This is a genomic window from Pseudomonas sp. MF6776 (assembly GCF_016613125.1).
In the GTDB taxonomy this organism is placed as follows: domain Bacteria; phylum Pseudomonadota; class Gammaproteobacteria; order Pseudomonadales; family Pseudomonadaceae; genus Aquipseudomonas; species Aquipseudomonas iridis.
Genome location: NZ_JAENSQ010000045.1, coordinates 1 through 19,774 on the forward strand (window position 1 = coordinate 1; position 19,774 = coordinate 19,774).

Sequence of the window (19,774 nt, forward strand, 5' to 3'; positions counted from 1 at the left end):
CTGAGTCAGCTGCCGGTAATGCGTAGTCATCTGCGCTTGAATCCTTCGGTGTGAGAGCCTGGATTCTACCGGTGGCTGGCTCTCTGCCTCTCGTTTCAAGCGTTGCGCTTATTCTATGAATTCAGGCTAGGTTGAATGGAGCATTTAAAGGTTTGCTAAAAGCTCTCCGAGGTGATTAGTAGCGCAAGGGCTTGCGAGCGATTTGTGGCCGACGTGGCTGCTTCGGTACTCCCTGAGGGTTAACCAAGGGGAGCCCCTGTATGAGGGGCTCTGACCATGCAAAGGTGCCAGCATTCAAGCGCTGATCTGGGAAGGAAAACCTAACGCCTCGACAGCTTTACGAATCTGCTCTGGGCTTTCGCTGGTTTCAACACTCACCCTACCGGCAGACCGATCCACGGAAACAGTAGCTTCGTTGTCCAGTGACTGAATCGCTTTGGTGATTTTGCTGACGCAACTGCCGCAGCCAATGCCGGAAACATTTAAAACGAACATGGTTTTACCTCTCAAGCTGAGCGGTTTCTTTTCGCCGCACCAACAGCATCGACGTTGACACGATGGCAAGGTCAACACGTTTTTGTTTCGAGTTGTGAATGCGTTCAAGCTCAGTCAATCCGAATGTTTCTTAGTCTCAATGCGTTAAAAACCACAGATGCAGAACTGACGCTCATGGCTATCGCAGCGATCATTGGCGATAGGAGGTGTCCCGTCAGCGGATAGAGCAACCCTGCGGCAAGGGGTATACCCATCGAGTTGTAAAGAAAGGCGAAACCCAAGTTTTGCCGCATGTTTTTTACTGTTGCGACCGAAAGAGCCCTTGCTCGTAAAATCCCCATCAGGTCGCCTTTTACTAGCGTGAGTTGAGCGCTATTCATCGCAACGTCAGTCCCTGTCCCCATGGCAATGCCCACATCTGCTCGCGCCAGGGCTGGTGCATCGTTGATACCATCACCAGCCATGGCGACCTTCCGGCCGTTTTGCTGAAGGTCTGCGACCAGACGCTCCTTGTCCTGAGGTTTCACTTCACCGTGGACTTCTTCAATCCCCATCTCCCTGGCGACAGCCCGTGCGGTTGTGAGCCCGTCGCCAGTTGCCATGATGATTTTGATGTCATCAGCCTTGAGTTTGGTGACTGCTTCTTTGGAGGTCGGCTTAATTGGATCTGATACTGCCAACAACCCCGCCAATGCCCCGTCGACGGCGAGGTAGATGATGCTAATGCCATCAAGTCGCAACGCCTCAGCACGCTCTTGTAGGGCAGTGGTTCTTACGCCTGCGGCTTCCATCAACGCAGTGTTCCCCAGCTCGATCTTCTTACCATCAACGATCCCACTGACCCCAATACCTGAACCAGACTCGAAAGACTCTGGCTTGGTGAGCTTAATGTTCTTGGTTCGGGCGTGATCGACGATTGCATGAGCCAAGGGATGTTCGCTGCCCTGATCAAGACTGGCAGCAAGCTGGAGAATATCGTGGGGATTGAAACTGGGTGTGGCCTCCACACTGTGAAACACTGGCCGTCCCTCTGTCAGGGTGCCGGTCTTATCGACAATTAGCGTGTCGATCTTGCAAAGGTTTTCGATAGCGCTGGCATCCCTGAACAGCACACCCATGCTGGCTGCTTTACCCGTCGAGACCATGATCGACATGGGCGTAGCAAGACCTAGCGCACACGGACAAGCGATGATCAGCACAGCAACAGCGTTGATCAGACCAAACACCCAACTGGGCTCAGGGCCAAAAAGCCCCCAGCCGACAAATGTCAGTATCGCAATCGCGATAACACCCATCACAAAGTAGCCAGCAATCGAGTCGGCCATTCGTTGCATTGGTGCTTTGGACCGCTGAGCCCGAGCGACCATCTGTACTATCTGTGACAGCATGGTCTCGGCGCCGACCTTCTGCGCCTCCATTACTAAGCTACCATGTGTATTGAGCGTGGCACCGATCAGACTATCTCCAGCTCTCTTCATTACCGGCACTGGTTCGCCAGTAAGCATGGACTCATCCACCGCACTTTCACCTTCCAGTACTGAGCCATCAACTGGAACCTTTTCACCGGGTCTGACCCGTAGATGGTCTCCAAGGTGGACATGGGTGAGAGGAATGTCTTCTTCCTGTCCATCAGTATTGATCCGGCGTGCTGTCTTGGGCGACAGGCCGAGAAGGGACTTGATGGCGGCGGAGGTTTGCGATCGTGCTTTGAGCTCAAGAATCTGCCCAAGCAAGGTGAGTGAAATGATGACCGCTGCGGCTTCGAAGTAGACGCCGATGCGTCCATCTTGCATGAAGGTGGCCGGAAAGCTTTGAGGTAAGAGCGTTGCCATGACGCTGTAAAGGTATGCTGCGGCGGCACCCAACCCAATCAGTGTCCACATATTTGGACTGCGATTTCTAATAGAGGCTATGCCTCTGACAAAAAAAGGCCAACCTGCCCACAAGGTCACCGGTGTCGCCAGAGCCAGCTCGATCCAGTTTTGGATCGGGCCATGGAAAAGTTGTAACGTGTGTCCCGCCATGGCGAGCAAGGTCACTATCACGGTTAATGGCAGCGACCACCAAAAGCGGCGGGCGAAATCCCGGAGTTCAGGATTTTCTTCTTCATCGAGCGCGGGCATGATCGGCTCTAATGTCATGCCACATTTAGGGCAGTTGCCGGGTCCGGGCTGACGTATTTCCGGGTGCATCGGACAGGTAAACTCAGTGCCTGTTTGTACCGCAGACTCTGGAGTGGTGACACGGGATTCGGCGCTCGAAACATTACTGCTGAAGCGTTCAGGATCAGCTCGAAACTTCTCCTGGCATTTCAGGCTACAGAATTGATACTTCTGTCCCTGATAAGACTCACCAAATTTACTTGATGAAGTGACTGCCATTCCGCACACCGGGTCACGTAGATCATCGTCATTTAGCGGAGCAGCATGGGCGTGACTGTGGTCGTGGTGGCTCGATATGTTAGGCATGGCTATTTCCCTTCTTTGTCCTTGTGGGTTGCTGCCTGATAGCCATGGCTATGTCCACCATGTCCATGTCCAAAAAAATGCATCAATGGACAGATCAACAGAATCAGATAAGGCCAAAATGGATAAACGTGGCTGAAATGCTCGCGCAACACGTAGAAGGCACCAATCGCGATGAGCATGATTAGTACAACGCCTGTTTTGCGCCTCCAAAATGGTGCGGTGGTGTTTCCATCCGGATGCTGATGGTTATTCATGAATTAAACCCCACTGTGTGAGCGTTGCTGTGACCTCTGCGACAGAGCGTAGCCAACTCGTGCGTCGAAGCGGTGTTATCAGCCAGCTCCGGCTTACTTCAGGTCAAACGGACCAACCATCCCTGCCTGATAATGCCCCGGCACGTTGCAGGCAAACTGAAGGCCTGTGCTGTTGTTGAAGGTCCAGATCAGCTCCTGGGTTGCGCCTGGCTCAATCAGGACGCTGTTCGGGTCGTTGTGCTCCATTCCGACCATCTTCATTCCACCCATGCTGTGGCTCATACCGCTCATCGTTTTCCCGGTACCTGTGGGGTTAAGCGTCCCGTTCTGGAACATGCTTGCCATTTCTTTTTGGTGTGCTGCATGAGCAGCGGCTTTGCCGATGTTGAACTCGTGCAGCAGCGAGCCCTCATTGCGAAGGACAAATCGAATGGTTTCACCAGGCTTTACGTCGATGCTTTCAGGTTTGAAGAAAATATCGCCCATCTCGACCTCCACCGTACGAGTAACCTGAGAGGCGACTCCAGGCTGGCCGATGTCCTCTTTCCCATGCCCTGCGCTGGCCATAGCCGTAGCACCGAAGAGTAGAGTGATTGCCGCGATGACAGGGGTAACGAGCTTAGTTTTCATAGTGACCTCGAGAGTAAGAGGAGTGGGAGCACTGGCTATGCTAAAGACACGGAGCTGCCAGTTAACTGACCTGAACACTACATTTCTGTCAGTTTTCAAAAAAGCACGGCGTCCAAACGACGCCGTATTTAACGTTACTGTTCAAAAAGCCCCTTGGAAGCCGGTTTTCACTGATGATTCTCTGAAAGCATCAATTTGTGCTCGCGCTGCATTTGGTTCAAAACGTCATCGACGATTTTGTCGTGCTTTTCCATCCAGGCGAGATGCTGCTGAGGTGACATTGAGGCGTCTGGATGATCTTTATGGAGTTGACTCATGAGCTCTCCCAGCATCTTCATATGCTCGGTCATGTGGACATGACGCTGACCTTCAGGGGCGTTTTCAGCTTGTATCAGGACAGCTTCTGCCTTGTTGCGCAGACCCTCCATACGCTCTATCACCCGGTCTCCGCCACTTTCAGCCCATACAGAAGCTGAGACGAGTATTGAGCTCACAAAAAACAGAATTTTCAGGCGATTCATGGGGCAACTCCTTATGGAATTGTTTTCCGGCTCCCAAACGTTTCATGTTGAAGAGTCGGTCGAGCACCAGGAAGTACTCATGCTTGAACCCTAGACAGCGCTCGCTGACATCTACCTGAAGCCAATATTACTTTTCTGTCAGTTGCTGGTTGGCTGCCGGTTTTCGTTGCAGACTCCGCTTCATCACTATCAGAGAACGACCTCATGAGACTTCTTGTCGCTGAAGACGAACCAAAAATAGGTATCTATTTGCAGCAAGGACTCACCGAGGCGGGGTTCAATGTTGATCGTTTTACTAATGGAAAAGAGGCGCTTCAGCACGCTTTGAGCGAAGCGTATGACCTGTTGATTCTCGACGTCATGATGCCTGGATTGGATGGCTGGGAAGTTCTGCAGAAGGTTCGCGCTTCCGGGAAAGACGTCCCCGTGCTCTTTCTCACAGCGAGAGACCGCGTTGAAGATCGAGTTAAAGGACTTGAACTCGGCGCAGATGACTACCTGATCAAACCCTTCGCATTTTCTGAATTGCTTGCTCGAGTCAGAACGTTGCTGCGTCGCGGTAACAGCGCACCTTCGCAAACCTACATGAAATTGGCTGATCTGGAGGTGGACCTCCTCAAGCGTCGAGCCATTCGTGGAGGCAAGCGAATTGACCTTACGGCCAAAGAGTTCGCGTTGCTTGAGCTATTGCTGCGACGTCGTGGGGAGGTGCTGCCAAAGTCACTTATCGCTTCCCAGGTTTGGGATATGAACTTCGATAGCGACACCAACGTTATCGAGGTTGCGGTTAGACGGTTGAGGGCCAAGATAGATGACGACTTTGAGGTCAAGTTGATTCATACCTCGAGGGGAATGGGTTACATGCTAGACGCGCCTGATTCGGAGTCGGAATGAATCGGATGTCCCTGACAACCCGCATGAGTCTGATGTTCATGCTCGCGGTAACGGCCGTGCTTACGGTCGCCGGACTTAGTTTCAACAACCTCAGTCGGCATCACTTTAAGATGCTGGATCAGCAGGCATTGAACGAAAAGCTCCACTCGACCCAGAGAATTTTGTCCGGGTTGAACACCATCGATCAATTCAGCGAATTTAAGCCTGAGCTGGAAGCGCTGCTGGGTGCTCACCGTGATTTGACGGCCCTAATAATCGATGGTGAAGGCAAGCTGCTGTTCGCAGATCCCGGTCCGGTAGATATTCCGAAGGAGTTCCGCACAACCACAAACAACAACGTCTGGGAGTGGCGGGAGCAAGAGCAGATGTTCCGTGGCGTGACAGCACAAGCCGTTGTGACGGGGCAAGACAAGCCGTTGACAGTCATTTTGATCTTTGACGTTACTCAGCATATGTCCTTTTTCGAGACGCTTGAGCGCTGGTTTTGGATAGGGCTGGTAATTAGCGCGTTGGTCAGTGCGGCGCTTGGCTGGATGGTAGCAAGCAGTGGCATGCGGCCTATTCGCCAGGTCACGCGGGTCGCCGCCTCTATGTCAGCAAAATCACTAAAAGAGCGCATCCCTTTAGCGCCTGTTCCTAAAGAACTTCAGCAAATGGTGCTGTCTTTTAACGCAATGCTGTCCAGACTCGACGATGCATTTGTCCGGTTATCGAATTTTTCCGCAGACATTGCCCACGAACTACGGACTCCTGTAAGCAACTTGATGACCCACACCGAAGTCGTGCTTTCAAGAAAAAGGGATATAGAGGACTACGAAGACAATCTGTACTCAAATCTTGATGACTTGAAGCGTATGAGTCGGATGATTGATGACATGCTATTTCTGGCGAAATCAGACAATGGTCTGATCACCCACGAGAACAAACCAATAGATTTGGTGGAAGTCGTGGAGAAACTGCTTGAATACTACCGTCTTTTGGCAGATGAGCGAGGGATAGAACTGAAGGTTTCAGGAAGGGGCAGCGTCCGAGGCGATGTCCTTATGCTCCACAGAGCTATATCTAACTTGCTCTCTAATGCGCTTCGCTACACCTCGGAAGGGAAGATGATCAGTGTCGAAATCCTCAAGAAGGAGATGTCGGTATTGGTCGTCGTGGAGAACCAGGGTGAACCCATTGCCCCCGAACATCTTGAAAAGCTCTTCGATCGTTTTTATCGCGTGGACCCAGCGCGCAGGGAAGGAAGTCCAAGCAACGCAGGGCTAGGTTTGTCGATTACCCGATCAATTATTGAGGCGCATGATGGCAAAATCTGGTGTACGTCATGTGACGGTAAAACGGCCTTTCATCTAGAGTTTCCTAGTGTTGACTTGCAGGTCAGCTGAGCAATGCCGCATTTGTGATCAACGGCGTTAGCGCGACTTGGGCCTGCATCCAGTTTCGTCATTTTTTGAATGAGTGAATACCCCAGTATTTGCGGCGTGCGGTCTCGTTTCTAAGACTTGCGACCTTCGCCAATTCGATCCCAAACAGCGTGTCAAGCTGACTGAAATGTAATCGAACAGTTTGCGTTCGTGTGGCATCGTGTTCTTGCACTGTGACGTTGGGGCTTAGCGAGATTTTCGTGTTCAACCTGCCCTAGAGATGGAAGCTCCGAGTTAACCATCAGTGGTTTTAAATTGAAAATTACAAACTAGTTCTTCCCAAACAAACCTCAAATCAACAGCTCTTGCTGTGAGGAGTCTTGCATGTCATTCCTTAAAACTACGACCGTAGCTGTTGCACTTACTGCTGGTTTGCTTCTGAGTGCCGTAGCTCAAGCACATCCAAAGCTCCTTTCTTCCACTCCGGCGGAAGGCTCGGATGCGGCGGCCCCTTCGAAAATTGAACTGCACTTTTCCGAGAATCTCACCACTCAGTTTTCCGGTGCAAAACTGATCATGACCGATATGCCTGGCATGCCGAACTCTCCAATGGGTGTAAAGGCCGCCGTCGCTGCTGGCGGTGATCCGAAAACGATGGTGATTACGCCGACTGCACCTCTGACGACCGGTACCTACAAAGTTGAATGGCGTGCAGTTTCCTCGGACACCCACCCGATCACCGGCAACTTTTCCTTTAAAGTGAAATGATCCATGAGCGACTCAATAAATATTGTGGTTCGCTTTGCTCTCTATTTTGACCTGATGTTGTTATTTGGATTGGCCATATTTGGCTTGTACAGTCTCAGGGGAAAAGAAAGAGTATCGGGCACGGTCTTGAATTTTGAGTCGCTTCTTTACGGTACTTCTGTTGCAGGTGTAGCTCTGTCCCTTGCTTCGATGTTGTTGCTTGCAAAAGCAATGAGCGGTGTATCGGAGCTTATGGAGCTACATCACCACATTTTTGAAATGGTCATCATGGGCACCGACGTTGGGTTGACCTGGATGGTCCGAATAGCCGCCTTGGTTGGGGCAATTATGGGCGTCGCGTTGAATAAACGATTTCCGACACCCAGCCTCTGGATCGTCACCGTGTGTGGAGCAATCGCGTTGGCCACGCTAGCCTGGACAGGGCACGGTGCCATGGACGAAGGCAGCCGCCGCTACTGGCATTTTCTGAGCGATATTTTCCATTTATTAGCGGCAGGTGGCTGGTTGGGTGCTCTAGCGGCCTTCGCTCTACTGCTGCGGTTGAAATCGCTGAAGGGCGAGGAGGAAGCACGAATTCTTGCCCGCGTGCTGACTGGCTTTGAGTCGGCCGGCGGTGTGATTGTTGCGATCATAAGCGTAACGGGAGTCGTGAATTACCTTTTCATCGTCGGTCCAAACCTTGATGAGGTCATGCTGAGTACCTATGGTCAGCTGCTGTTTTTGAAGATCCTGCTCTTTGCCGGGATGATCGTTTTAGCCACACTGAACCGCTTTCACTTAAGCCCGCAGTTGGAGCGCTCAGTTCGCAATGGTCAATACTCTGTAGCGGTTAATGCCTTGCGCCGCAGCATGAAATTCGAATTCCTGATGGCAATCCTCATCATCTGTCTGGTCGCATGGTTAGGCACGCTAAGTCCTGAAATGGAAATGAGCGCGCAATAGAGGTTTCTGGCAGCTAATCAAGAAGCCGGGAACGGGATTGTTAGCACCATTTCTACTGGCTACACTTCAGTCCATGACACGCTATCTACGGTTTTGCCTGATATTCCTGATTAGCTTGGCGCTTCCCCTCAGTGGGATGGCGGGTGTTCAGGCGCCGACAGAGCCGTGTCCCATGCAAACCATGGGCATGGCGATGATGGACGGCATAGGCCAAGACTGCTGCCATGACATGAAAAGTCCCACCGAGCACGGTAAACCCTGCAAGCCGGGCCAGGAGTGTAAGACCGGCGGCATGCTGCAAGTCTCTATCATCAAGCCTCTGATCCCCCTATCTAGCCCCCTCGAAGCGTCCATCTCCATAGACTCCCATCCTGTCCAAACCCCATCAGGGGTATGGCGACCTCCCCGCATCTGATTCCTGTACCACACTGAGCCTCATTCCGCGTCAGGCGGGATGGCATATCTGCGCGCATGTCTCATGAGGCGCGCGGTGGATCATCACAGGAATCGTGACCATGAAATCCAAGTGCTATTGCACAGGGCGGCCCCTCGTGGCCATCTTGGCGGCAAGTGTACTGGCCTTGCCCAGTCTCGCTGCTGCATTGACACTCGATGAAGCTTTGCAACTGGCTGAAAACAATGCGCCGTCGCTGACTGCACAAGACGCGAAAATTCGTGCTGCCAATAGTGCAGCCATCCCAGCCGGGGAACTACCCGATCCCAAGTTGCTGGTAGGTGTACAGAACTATCCAATTGGGGGGCCGGATCGTTGGAGCATCGATCAGGACTTTATGACCATGCAAATGGTCGGAGTCAGTCAGGAGATGCCCAACAGTGCTAAGCGCAAAGCCCGCATCGAAGTCGCTGATGCAGCCATTGCCCGCGCCGCAGCTGAGCGCCGGGTCGAACGTCTAAAGGTTCGTCAGGCCACGGCGCTAGCCTGGATCAACAGCTTCTCCGTTGAGCGTAAAGACGCGCTATTCCAGTATTTCTACAAGGAAAACCGTTTGCTGGCCGAAACCGTCCGTGCACAAATTGCCGGCGGCCGCGCTCAACCTGCTGATGCAGTAACTCCCAAACTGGAAGCGGCACAACTGGAGGAGCAGCAGGACGATCTGATTCGCCAGAGAGCTCAGGCCCGAGCGGCGCTGAAGCGCTGGATTGGACCAGCCGCCAACGATAAACCTGTGGGCAGCTTGCCAGAGTGGCCTGTCGAAGCCTCTGGCTACTCTCATAAGCTGCAACATCACCCAGAATTGGCAGCGTTTGCTCCAATGGCCCGCGAAGCGCAAGCCAAGGTCCGTGAAGCCGAGGCGGAAAAACAGTCGGATTGGAGCTGGGAAGTCGACTATCAGCATCGAGGTCGACAGTTCGGTGACATGGTCAGCGTGCAATTTTCATGGGATCTACCGCTTTTTCCTGACTCTCGGCAGAACCCAAAAATTGCGGCCAAGCACGCTGAACTCAACCAGCTTGAGGCTGAGCGTGAAGCGCTTTCACGCGAGCACACCCAGCAACTGGAGGACGAGCTGGCCGATTATGAACGCTTGAATCGTGCCGTTCGTCGAACCCAGGACAGTCTGGTGCCTCTGGCCAAGGAGAAGGTCCAGCTCAGCATGGCCAGCTACCGCGCCGGCAAAGGCGATTTGAACTACGTCGTGGCCGCTCGGCGCGAGCTTATCGAAGCCCGTCTCAAGCAGATTGATGTTGAAGAGCAGCGTGCTCTCACCAGCGCTCGCCTGTATTTCGCCTATGGGGAGTCCGCTCAATGATCTTTAGAACATGGAAAGGGGTATTTGTTGTCAGCATCTCAGTTGCTTTGGGGGGTGCCGGTGGTTACTGGTTGGCCCAACCGAGGGTGAGCTCGGTACCGGCTGCAGCACCGGAGCAGAAGCATGAGTCATCAGTCGATCGCAAAGTTCTGTATTGGTACGACCCCATGTACCCACAACAGAAATTCGATAAGCCGGGTAAGTCGCCCTTCATGGACATGCAAATGGTCCCTCAGTACGCGGATAGCAAGGAGGACAGTGCCACTGTTCGCATTGATCCAAGCCTGACCCAGAATCTCGGTGTGCGACTGGCTACCGTCAGTCGAGGTGTGTTTGCTTCGAGTTTGGACGTTGTCGGTGTGTTGGTCTTCAACGAGCGGGACGTTGCCGTCATTCAAGCCCGTACGGCGGGTTTCGTCGAGCGCGTGTATGCCCATGCTCCTGGCGATGTGATCAAAGCCAATGCCGCCATGGCGGATATCCTTGTACCTGAGTGGGCTGCGGCTCAGGAGGAGTTTCTCGCACTCAAGCGCAGTGGCGATGAGGGCTTGCTGGCAGCGGCTCGCCAGCGCTTGCGGCTCACCGGGATGCCGGCGGCATCAATTGCTCAAGTAGAGCGCAGTGGCAAAGTCCAACCAAACCTGACCGTCACCAGCCCTATTAGCGGTGTGCTGCAAGAGCTCAATGTGCGCGAGGGTATGACGGTGGCCGCCGGCGAGACACTGGCACGCGTTAATGGTTTGAATAGCGTCTGGCTGGCCCTGGCCGTTCCGGAGACTGAATCTGGATCGATCCTCATGGGGCAAACGGCAGAGGCGCATTTCCCCGCGTTCCCTGGGGTTGTGCTCAAGGGCGTCGTCAGCGCGATTCTTCCGGAAACCAATCCGGATAGCCGCACCCTTCGCGTACGCGTCGAGTTACCCAACCCAGAAGGCCGTCTCAGGCCGGGTATGACCGCACGAGTGAGCCTCAATCGTTCAACGGAGCAAAGTGTGTTGTGGGTGCCGAGCGAGGCCGTCATTCGCACCGGTCGACGTGCTCTGGTGATGCTTGCTGAAGACGCTGGCCGCTATCGTCCTGTTGAAGTGCAACTCGGGCAGGAAAGCGATGGCAAGACGGCGATATTGAAAGGTCTGGAAGAAGGCCAGAAGGTGGTTACGTCTGGCCAGTTCCTGCTCGACTCGGAGGCCAGTCTTAAGGGCATTGTTGCAAGCTCGGAGGAAGAGTCACCACCCAGCGCAGCAGCCTCAAGCTTTCATGAAGCGGATGGGCAGATTGTTGAGATCAACGACAAAGAAGTCACGCTCGCCCATGGCCCTTTCAAGACACTGGGCATGCCTGGCATGACGATGACGTTTCCACTCGCCAATCCGACTCTGATGCAGGGACTGAAAGCGGGTGACAAGGTTCGGATTGCGGTGAGCCAGACCGATGATGGCTTGCGTGTTGAGCGCCTGGATAAATCCGGGAGCCAGCCATGATCGCGGCCCTGATTCGCTGGTCAGTGGCCAACCGATTCCTGGTGCTACTGGCGACGCTGTTCGTTACGGCTTGGGGTATCTGGTCAGTGCAGAGCACGCCCATCGATGCGCTACCCGATCTCTCGGATGTTCAGGTGATCATCCGCACGCCTTATCCGGGACAAGCGCCGCAGATTGTCGAGAACCAGGTGACCTATCCGTTGGCCACCACCATGCTCTCAGTACCGGCAGCCAAGACTGTGCGTGGTTATTCCTTCTTCGGTGACAGCTTCGTTTACGTGCTGTTCGAAGACGGCACGGACTTGTACTGGGCTCGCTCGCGGGTGTTGGAGTATCTGAGCCAAATACAAAGTCGGTTGCCGGCCAGCGCCAAGCCGGCGTTGGGGCCGGATGCGACGGGCGTGGGCTGGATCTATCAATACGCATTGGTAGATCGCAGTGGAGGACACGACCTGGCGCAGCTACGCGCACTTCAGGACTGGTTCCTCAAGTTCGAACTCAAGACCCTGCCCAACGTTGCGGAAGTGGCTACCGTGGGTGGCATGGTCAAGCAGTACCAGGTGCAGCTTGATCCGCTCAAACTGGCCAGCCTCGGTATCACTCAGGCTGAGGTGACCGACGCTATCGGCAAGGCCAATCAGGAAACTGGTGGCGCGGTGCTGGAGATGGCAGAGACCGAGTTCATCGTGCGTGCTTCCGGATACTTGAAGACGCTTAATGACTTTCGGGCGATCCCGCTCAAGCTGGCTTCGGGAGGAGTGCCGGTAACCCTTGGCGATGTCGCCACGATTCAGTTGGGACCGGAAATGCGGCGTGGCATTACTGAACTCGACGGCGAAGGCGAGACCGTCGGCGGCGTGGTGATTTTGCGCAGCGGCAAGAATGCTCGCGAGACCATTGCGGCGGTCAAGACCAAACTCGACGAACTAAAAAGCAGTCTGCCGGCCGGGGTAGAAGTCGTCACCACCTACGACCGCAGCAAGCTGATCGACCGTGCTGTGGAAAATCTCAGCCACAAGCTGATCGAAGAGTTCATCGTCGTTGCGTTGGTGTGTGGGATCTTCCTCTGGCACTTGCGCTCATCGCTGGTGGCGATCATCTCCTTGCCTGTTGGTGTGTTGATCGCCTTCATCGTCATGCGCTACCAGGGCATCAACGCCAACATCATGTCCTTGGGCGGAATAGCTATCGCCATCGGCGCCATGGTCGATGCCGCCGTAGTGATGATCGAGAACGCCCACAAGAAGATTGAGGCTTGGCACGCGGCCAATCCGGGGGAAGAACTGAAGGGTGAGTGTCATTGGCATGTAATGACTGAGGCGGCGGCAGAGGTAGGCCCAGCTCTGTTCTTCTGTTTGTTGATCATCACTCTGTCTTTCATTCCGGTGTTCACCTTGGAAGCGCAAGAGGGGCGGTTGTTCGGCCCGTTGGCTTTCACCAAGACCTACGCCATGGCCGCAGCGGCGGGATTGTCAGTGACCTTGGTGCCAGTGCTGATGGGCTACTGGATTCGAGGACGAATTCCCAGTGAACAACAGAACCCGTTGAACCGTTGGTTAATTCGGATCTATCAGCCAGCCCTGAACGCAGTCTTGCGTCGACCAAAAATCACACTGTTGGTGGCGCTGTTGGTTTTTGTCAGTGCGCTATGGCCAATGTCGCGTCTGGGTGGCGAGTTTCTCCCCCCGTTGGACGAGGGTGATCTGCTCTATATGCCTTCGGCTCTGCCGGGGCTATCGGCGCAGAAAGCGGCGCAACTGCTGCAACAGACCGACCGCCTGATCAAGACCGTGCCGGAGGTTGAACACGTCTTTGGTAAAGCGGGTCGCGCTGAAACCGCCACCGACCCGGCACCGTTGGAAATGTTCGAGACCACCATCCAATTCAAGCCGCACGAGCAATGGCGGCCAGGCATGACCCAGGAAAAACTCGTGGAGGAGCTGGACCGAGTGGTGCGTGTCCCAGGCTTGACCAACATCTGGATACCGCCGATTCGTAACCGCATTGACATGCTGGCTACCGGTATCAAAAGCCCGATTGGAGTGAAAGTTGCCGGCACCAATCTGACGGAGATCGATGCTGCGACTCAGGCCGTCGAGCGAGTGGCCAAGGGCGTGCCCGGTGTCAGTTCGGCTCTGGCCGAGCGACTGACAGGTGGCCGCTATATCGATGTGGATATCGACCGCAAAGCCGCCGCCCGCTACGGACTGAATATCGCCGATGTGCAGTCAATCGTGGCCGGCGCTATCGGTGGTGAAAACGTCGGCGAAACCATTGAAGGGCTTGCACGCTTCCCGATAAACGTCCGTTACCCACGGGAGTGGCGGGATTCGCTCGGCGCTCTTGAGCAGTTGCCAATCTACACCCCGCTAGGCAGCCAGATCACCCTTGGCACAGTGGCGAAGATCAAGGTCAGCGACGGGCCGCCGATGCTCAAGAGTGAGAACGCACGGCCTTCAGGCTGGGTGTACATCGATGTGCGTGGTCGGGACATTGCATCGGTGGTTGCCGATCTGCGCCGGGTCGTCAATGAGCAGGTCAAGTTGCAGCCCGGCATGAGTCTGAGTTACTCAGGGCAGTTCGAATTTCTCGAAAGGGCCAACGCACGACTCAAGCTGGTGGTGCCTGCCACGCTGTTGATCATCTTCGTGTTGCTCTACCTGACGTTTGCCCGCTTTGATGAGGCCTTGCTGATCATGGCCACTCTGCCATTCGCTCTCACGGGCGGGGCATGGTTTCTCTATCTGTTGGGATTCAACCTGTCGGTCGCCACCGGGGTGGGCTTTATCGCCTTGGCCGGTGTTTCTGCCGAATTTGGCGTGATCATGCTGCTCTACCTGAAAAATGCCTGGGCCGAGCGTCAAGACCTCGGTGACAACACAGAACACGGGTTGATGGCCGCGATTCGTGAAGGCGCTGTGCAGCGCGTTCGACCCAAGGCCATGACCGTTGCGGTGGTTATCGCTGGTTTGTTGCCAATACTTTTGGGAAGCGGTACCGGCAGCGAGGTGATGAGCCGCATTGCCGCCCCGATGATCGGAGGTATGGTTACGGCGCCCTTGCTATCGCTGTTTGTGATCCCGGCGGCCTATCACCTCATGCGTCGTCGACACTTGTCCGTTGAGCCTGGCAAGCACTGACGCGTAAAAATGCATACAAAAGGGGCTGCGCTTGCAGCCTCGTTTGAGCTGCACAGTCCGTTTTCATCAGTCCTACGCGCGGTATGTATCGAAATTAGCAAGTTTATGTCTTTTGCATAAACTCGCTAATTTCGATACATACGCTGTGATCAGTGCCATTACCCACCAGCACTTGCCAGAAAAACGAACGCTCCCGCCACTGCGTTTCGATGAGCCATAAACAGCATCCTGCTCAAAGCCGACTCAGCATTCATCACCCTCAGATCTCTCTTGAAATCGAGGCAAATGACCCTAATATGATCTTATCTTGCCATCATCGTTTTCAATCATGGATGTTTCTCGGGGGTAGGTCGGAATGGCAGAACAAGAAGACGCTAAGCCCGCGAGCGGGCGCTTTAACACGAATGATGAGACGAAGCGGATCGTATGGACACAGACCGCTGGTCATTGTGAACTGTGCGGCACGGATCTGACGTTCGATTATCGTGCCGGCAAGCCAATGAAATGGGGCGAAGTGGCGCATATCCTGCCCGCCAGTCCCAAAGGCCCTCGAGGACGCGCGGATCATGATGCTGAGGCGCACACAAACAATACCGCTAATCTGATGCTCCTGTGCCCAGGTTGTCATGACAAAATTGATCGTGACGCAGATGGGTATCCTGAAAATGATTTGAGTGGTTTACACCAAGCGTACCTGGAACGCATCCGGCTCGCGGCAACGACCCCCGATGGTGGCAGAGCCATTCCGCTCATCGTCCAGAGTCAGCATTTTCAGACGATCAACGATATCCCCGTTCGCGATCTGTTGACTGCGATGTCCGCCGAGGGATTAACCGCCTTCGATCAAGGCATCAAAATCACCTTCGCTGCGCCCGGACCACGTGGCAGGGACACTACCTATTGGCAGAACGTCAAAGACAGCGTCCAGTATGAGCTGGAGCAGCAACTCAAGCGTCGCGGCGGCACCTATGGCGACTCGCCTGCGCTAGCAGTCGTCGGCTTGGCCGACATTCCGGCTTTGATGATGTTGGGCCAGAGTATCGGCGACCGTTCCAAGCGCTTGATCTTCTCCTTTCACCGCGAGCATCTTTTGCGCTGGCCCGATCAGTCCGCTGAGCCGCCCGCTTTTTTGTTTACACCTCCCCCCGACGGCGACGGGCCACTGGCGCTTGTGCTCTCCATTTCTGCGCAAGTTCCAGTTCGCGACGTGACCGACGCTCTGCCCGGTGCACGTATTGCAGAGCTGTCGATCCCAGAGCCAAGCTATGCGATGGTACAAAACCGTCGAGTGATTCATGCCTTTCGTGACGCACTTCAAATACGACTGAGCCAGCTTGAAGCTCTGACTCCTGACCCCATCCACGTCTTCGCCGCTATTCCTGCGGCATTGGCCATCGAGTTTGGCGCGTTGCTCACAACGCAGCATCAACATACGTACCTGATCTTCGATCGGGACAAAGAAAACCAAGATCGGTTTACGCAAACACTGCAATTGGGCTCGGTGGCCCAGGAGGCTAGGTAAATGCTATTGAGCAACGAACAGACCAAGCGCAGCAGTTGGGAATATTTTCTGCTTCGCGCCGCTCGCGAAATCTCGCTGTCGGAAGCGCAGTACGAAAAAATAAATGACCGCTACTCCCAATTGGAAAAAATCCTCTCGGCTTCCGACAACCCGCTACTCGCTGAGGCCCATATCTTCGTTCAAGGCTCGATGCGGCTGAAAACGACCATCAAGCCAATCCCCGGCGCGCCTGCGGATCTGGACACTATTGATGCGGATGCGATTATCTGGCTTCCTCACGCTCAAGGCGCTGGTGCGAAGGAAGTTCTAGAAGCGATTGAGCAGCGTTTTAGGGAAGGCTCCCGCGTTCAAGAAGAAGTTAAGCAATTACGTCGTGGCATCCGGATCGTTTATGCCGACGAAAATCCAGGGTTCCACATCGATGTCACGCCTGCCAGCGCGATCAACGGAAATGGCGAAGCAAACGGCGAAGGTAAGCTGGAGGTTCCGGATCGGGTCACAGGGTGGAAAGCAAGCAGCCCTATCCCTTACTCGAATTGGTTGCAGGTTGCTTCTGCCCAAGAAATCTCTCTGGAAAGCTTGGTAGTTGCCAAAAGCCAGCGGATGCTTGATGCCGCGACACAAGATCCTTTGCCGCATTATCAGGATTACATCGATCAAGATCCCCTGCGTGCAACCATTAAGCTGCTCAAGCGGCATCGCGATGAATGGGCCATCAAGACAAGGAGCGCTGATACTCGCCCAATATCTGCGGTCATCACCACGCTGGCCACGCACGCATACCTGGATGTCGTAAAGGAGTCGCAGGCGAAGCCTCTGGCACCGCTCGATGCAATTTTGGAAATCGTTCGCAGGATGCCGCAGCACATCGGGCAGAGAGGTAGCGACTGCTATGTCTGCAACCCTGCCGATAACGGCGAAAACTTTGCAGAGAAGTGGAATCGACCGGGCGAGGGGCAAGGCTATCGCCAAGCATTTGCCAAATGGCATGCGGACGCCAGTGCATCTGTTTCATTGGGTTTGGAAAGTTTTGAATCCAACGATTCCTTTGCCGAGGCAGTGAAAAAGAATTTCGGTATTGCACCGGCATTCATTACGGCAGTGAACAATGAGATCCCTGCGAATTGGACGATGCCTGGCCGACCGGATGGCACTACTCGAAACTCTGCTTCGATGGGTTCGCTCTTCGGAGGGGCCAGCGGTGGCGGAACCTCTCAGTCGAGCGTAAAGCCAGTTGGACGCCTTGGCTGATCCTCTTAAGACGCCATTGCAGCGCGGAATCGCCGCACTGCGAGATACCCTAGGTCAGGATGCAGCTGATGCATTGCTCCAGCCCGCACCCATGCGGGCTGACGAAGCGGCGTGCTTTCACTTCCCCTTGCCCATCGATTACACGGGGCAGGAGCGGCGACTGCGTATTGGTTTCCCCTCCAACTTTCCCCGTGGGCTCTTGCGGCTGAACGTCGAACCTTCTCCATGGCTGGTTTGGCCGCATGCCACTAAGTCGGGGCTTTGCCTTCATGGCTTTCAGGAACGCCCCATTATGGGCTCCCCGGAGGTCGTGGTAGAGGACAGCCTTGCTCGCTTGGCCCAGATCGTTTCGTTGTCCAAGATGGGATCAAGTCAGGCAGCGCGCGATATCGAATTTCAGAATGAGATCACTACCTACTGGTCTTTTCAGCACGGACAGTCGTACCAGAACCTTTTACTTTTGGATCGACCTCAGGCTGCCTCGCAGTTGTTTGCTCTCAGCGATCCGCGCCGGGCTGTGCCATCCGGTCAGGAAACGGTTTGGCTAGCATCGAACATAGCTGCACTCAAAGGGCATTACCGACGGGTTGTCGGGCGCTCCGCTGTCATTCGCGCGGCCGAAACTCCTGGTTTTTACGTTAAGCTTCAGACTTATCCGGATATCCGCACCCCGGATCCAGAAGATTTATTGCTGTGGCTCACGCCACACCTTCAACCAGACGATGCCGAGCAATTGCTGGCATGGTTTGAGCTGCATGGAACGTTGGCGAGTCGATGGATTGTCCTGGAGCTTCCTGGGGGGACGGATGCTCCAACTTATTGCCTCAATGTGCGCTCGCTTGGCGTACAGCAAGAGCGGGGGGCAAAGTTTGGCTTGCGCACAGCGCGCCGCCGGCCAGCCATCGCAAATGCACATCCTCCGGCACTTGTCCGCGCAACTGCCCTAGACGTGCTTGATCGTGCGTCCATTCTGTCCCGCGATATAAGCGGCACTGCAAAGCACCTTGAAAATGCTCGGGTCGTTTGTGTTGGCGTTGGCTCGTTAGGCAGTGCGGTGGCAATACAACTGGCACGCTCCGGTGTCGGCCACCTTACCCTCATCGACCCTGACACTCTGGTGTCAGCCAATCTGGGTAGGCACGTTCTGGGAGCGGATAGCCTAGGGAGGCTGAAAGCCTCAGCGTTGAGGGACAAGATTCTGTTAGATCTTCCGACTACAGAATGCACCGCTTATTCGACTTTCGCCGAAGTAGTTATGAGCAGCAAACCAGAAGTGTTCGATAACGCAGATCTTGTGGTGATTACGACAGCGGACTGGCAGTCGGAGGTCACTGTATGGCGAGCCAAATCCAGCGGCGTTTCTTGGGGACTTTTACAAGCCTGGAGCGAACCGTATACCCAGGTAGGCCACGCGCTATTCGCACCAGCCGGTACCTTTGATGGCCGTCATTTATTCACGGACATCGGCGATTTTCTTCATAAGTTTACCGAGTGGCCGGGAGGAGGTGTGGTTCCACTGCCCGCTTGTGGGGAGAGCTTTATTCCAGGCGGATCGCTGGGGATGACCAATATCGCCTCTATGGTGTCGCACACGGCTTTACGTGCATTGACCTGCAACATCACCACTGCATCTTGGGTCAGCAGTATCTACAGGCCTGAAGATGTGCCGAGCCTAGGAGGCCAATACCATGGGCCCAAACTTCCAGAGGGGGCGCAGCAACTCCTACTCGAGCGCGGATGGCCGGAACATAAGGATGAAATGGTATGACGGATATCGCTTGGCGCTGGAGATGGGCGGAGGTGGATTCCGAGCTATTGGTGTCGCAAGCTGTCGCGGACATCTTGGATAGTCATCGGCAGGGCCTCTTTGGCGTGGAGCGAGGGGGACAGTTATTCGTCAACCCGGTTAATCCGAAAGGGTTGCTGCTGGCCTTGGCCACGTTGCCTCATCGCGCCGATCGGTCAGGCTGGTCTTGGCTAGAGTTGGATGCGGAGCGGTGCCGTCAGGAGATCCAAGCTGCCAACGAACAAGGGTTACGTCTGGTGGGCTATTGGCATACGCATCCCCAATCTGTTCCGGTGATTTCTCCGGCAGACATAGGAAGTTTCTCCAGATTTGCTGCGCGTTACACGCAGGATCTACCGCACCCAATAGCCGTTATCGTTGGCAAGTCCGAAAAACCAGAAGGCATCAAGGCTTGGTCGTTCAGGGGCGGCAGATATGTTGAAGCAACTTGGCTTAGATAAGCTTCAAGTCAGTGCCATGGGAGGC

At 54.6% G+C, this 19,774-nt stretch carries 17 protein-coding genes; 12 read left to right on the forward strand and 5 right to left on the reverse strand.

Features of this window, described 5'->3' with window-relative positions:
* Positions 1 to 294: 294 nt before the first annotated feature.
* The 5 genes from JJD74_RS28130 to JJD74_RS28150 all read right to left on the reverse strand — a co-directional run bounded on the left by JJD74_RS28130 (position 295) and on the right by JJD74_RS28150 (position 4,368).
* Positions 295 to 495 carry a heavy-metal-associated domain-containing protein gene (locus tag JJD74_RS28130; RefSeq protein ID WP_200617492.1) on the reverse strand — a complete coding sequence of 67 codons (201 nt, stop codon included), beginning with the start codon at positions 493 to 495 and terminating at the stop codon, positions 295 to 297.
* Positions 496 to 605: 110 nt separating this feature from the next.
* Positions 606 to 2,963, reverse strand: coding sequence for a heavy metal translocating P-type ATPase (locus JJD74_RS28135; RefSeq protein WP_200617452.1), 2,358 nt, complete (start codon positions 2,961 to 2,963; stop codon positions 606 to 608).
* A 2-nt stretch (positions 2,964 to 2,965) separates the two neighbouring features.
* A complete protein-coding gene (locus JJD74_RS28140) occupies positions 2,966 to 3,217 on the reverse strand; it encodes a DUF2933 domain-containing protein (protein ID WP_200617455.1) in 252 nt (83 codons plus the stop codon).
* A gap of 93 nt (positions 3,218 to 3,310) precedes the next feature.
* Entirely contained in the window at positions 3,311 to 3,847 is a 537-nt protein-coding gene (locus JJD74_RS28145) for a cupredoxin domain-containing protein (RefSeq protein WP_200617457.1), read from the reverse strand.
* 167 nt (positions 3,848 to 4,014) lie between these two features.
* The gene (locus JJD74_RS28150) at positions 4,015 to 4,368 is read right to left on the reverse strand and encodes a co-regulatory protein PtrA N-terminal domain-containing protein (protein WP_042556871.1); all 354 of its coding nucleotides are present in this window, start codon (positions 4,366 to 4,368) and stop codon (positions 4,015 to 4,017) included.
* A 204-nt stretch (positions 4,369 to 4,572) separates the two neighbouring features.
* Here JJD74_RS28150 and JJD74_RS28155 point away from each other — a divergent pair, with 204 nt between their 5' ends.
* From JJD74_RS28155 to JJD74_RS28205, 12 genes are all read left to right on the forward strand, one after another.
* A complete protein-coding gene (locus tag JJD74_RS28155; RefSeq protein WP_047304368.1) occupies positions 4,573 to 5,262 on the forward strand; it encodes a heavy metal response regulator transcription factor in 690 nt (229 codons plus the stop codon).
* Entirely contained in the window at positions 5,259 to 6,647 is a 1,389-nt protein-coding gene (locus tag JJD74_RS28160) for a heavy metal sensor histidine kinase (RefSeq protein ID WP_200617460.1), read from the forward strand. Before JJD74_RS28155 ends, JJD74_RS28160 begins: the two co-directional genes overlap by 4 nt.
* A 363-nt stretch (positions 6,648 to 7,010) precedes the next feature.
* Positions 7,011 to 7,394 carry a copper homeostasis periplasmic binding protein CopC gene (gene copC / locus JJD74_RS28165; RefSeq protein ID WP_200617473.1) on the forward strand — a complete coding sequence of 128 codons (384 nt, stop codon included), beginning with the start codon at positions 7,011 to 7,013 and terminating at the stop codon, positions 7,392 to 7,394.
* Positions 7,395 to 7,397: 3 nt separating this feature from the next.
* Positions 7,398 to 8,336, forward strand: coding sequence for a copper homeostasis membrane protein CopD (copD, locus tag JJD74_RS28170; RefSeq protein WP_042556867.1), 939 nt, complete (start codon positions 7,398 to 7,400; stop codon positions 8,334 to 8,336).
* A 73-nt stretch (positions 8,337 to 8,409) separates the two neighbouring features.
* The gene (locus JJD74_RS30980) at positions 8,410 to 8,751 is read left to right on the forward strand and encodes a hypothetical protein (RefSeq protein ID WP_234451899.1); all 342 of its coding nucleotides are present in this window, start codon (positions 8,410 to 8,412) and stop codon (positions 8,749 to 8,751) included.
* A 100-nt stretch (positions 8,752 to 8,851) separates the two neighbouring features.
* Complete coding sequence (locus JJD74_RS28175) at positions 8,852 to 10,108, forward strand: TolC family protein (RefSeq protein WP_200617494.1); 1,257 nt, start codon at positions 8,852 to 8,854, stop codon at positions 10,106 to 10,108.
* A complete protein-coding gene (locus JJD74_RS28180) occupies positions 10,105 to 11,589 on the forward strand; it encodes an efflux RND transporter periplasmic adaptor subunit (protein ID WP_200617475.1) in 1,485 nt (494 codons plus the stop codon). Before JJD74_RS28175 ends, JJD74_RS28180 begins: the two co-directional genes overlap by 4 nt.
* The gene (locus JJD74_RS28185; RefSeq protein WP_200617478.1) at positions 11,586 to 14,729 is read left to right on the forward strand and encodes an efflux RND transporter permease subunit; all 3,144 of its coding nucleotides are present in this window, start codon (positions 11,586 to 11,588) and stop codon (positions 14,727 to 14,729) included. The genes JJD74_RS28180 and JJD74_RS28185 overlap by 4 nt, the downstream gene beginning before the upstream one ends.
* Before the next feature lie 355 nt (positions 14,730 to 15,084).
* Positions 15,085 to 16,251: an SAVED domain-containing protein gene (locus JJD74_RS28190; protein WP_200617487.1), complete on the forward strand. Its 1,167-nt coding sequence runs from the start codon at positions 15,085 to 15,087 to the stop codon at positions 16,249 to 16,251.
* Positions 16,252 to 17,502 carry a nucleotidyltransferase domain-containing protein gene (locus JJD74_RS28195; protein ID WP_200617489.1) on the forward strand — a complete coding sequence of 417 codons (1,251 nt, stop codon included), beginning with the start codon at positions 16,252 to 16,254 and terminating at the stop codon, positions 17,500 to 17,502. It abuts the gene before it with no gap.
* Positions 17,486 to 19,270, forward strand: coding sequence for a ThiF family adenylyltransferase (locus JJD74_RS28200; RefSeq protein WP_086794037.1), 1,785 nt, complete (start codon positions 17,486 to 17,488; stop codon positions 19,268 to 19,270). Before JJD74_RS28195 ends, JJD74_RS28200 begins: the two co-directional genes overlap by 17 nt.
* Positions 19,267 to 19,749, forward strand: a complete 483-nt coding sequence (locus JJD74_RS28205; RefSeq protein ID WP_042556859.1) for a Mov34/MPN/PAD-1 family protein — start codon at positions 19,267 to 19,269, stop codon at positions 19,747 to 19,749. The genes JJD74_RS28200 and JJD74_RS28205 overlap by 4 nt, the downstream gene beginning before the upstream one ends.
* Positions 19,750 to 19,774 lie beyond the last annotated feature (25 nt).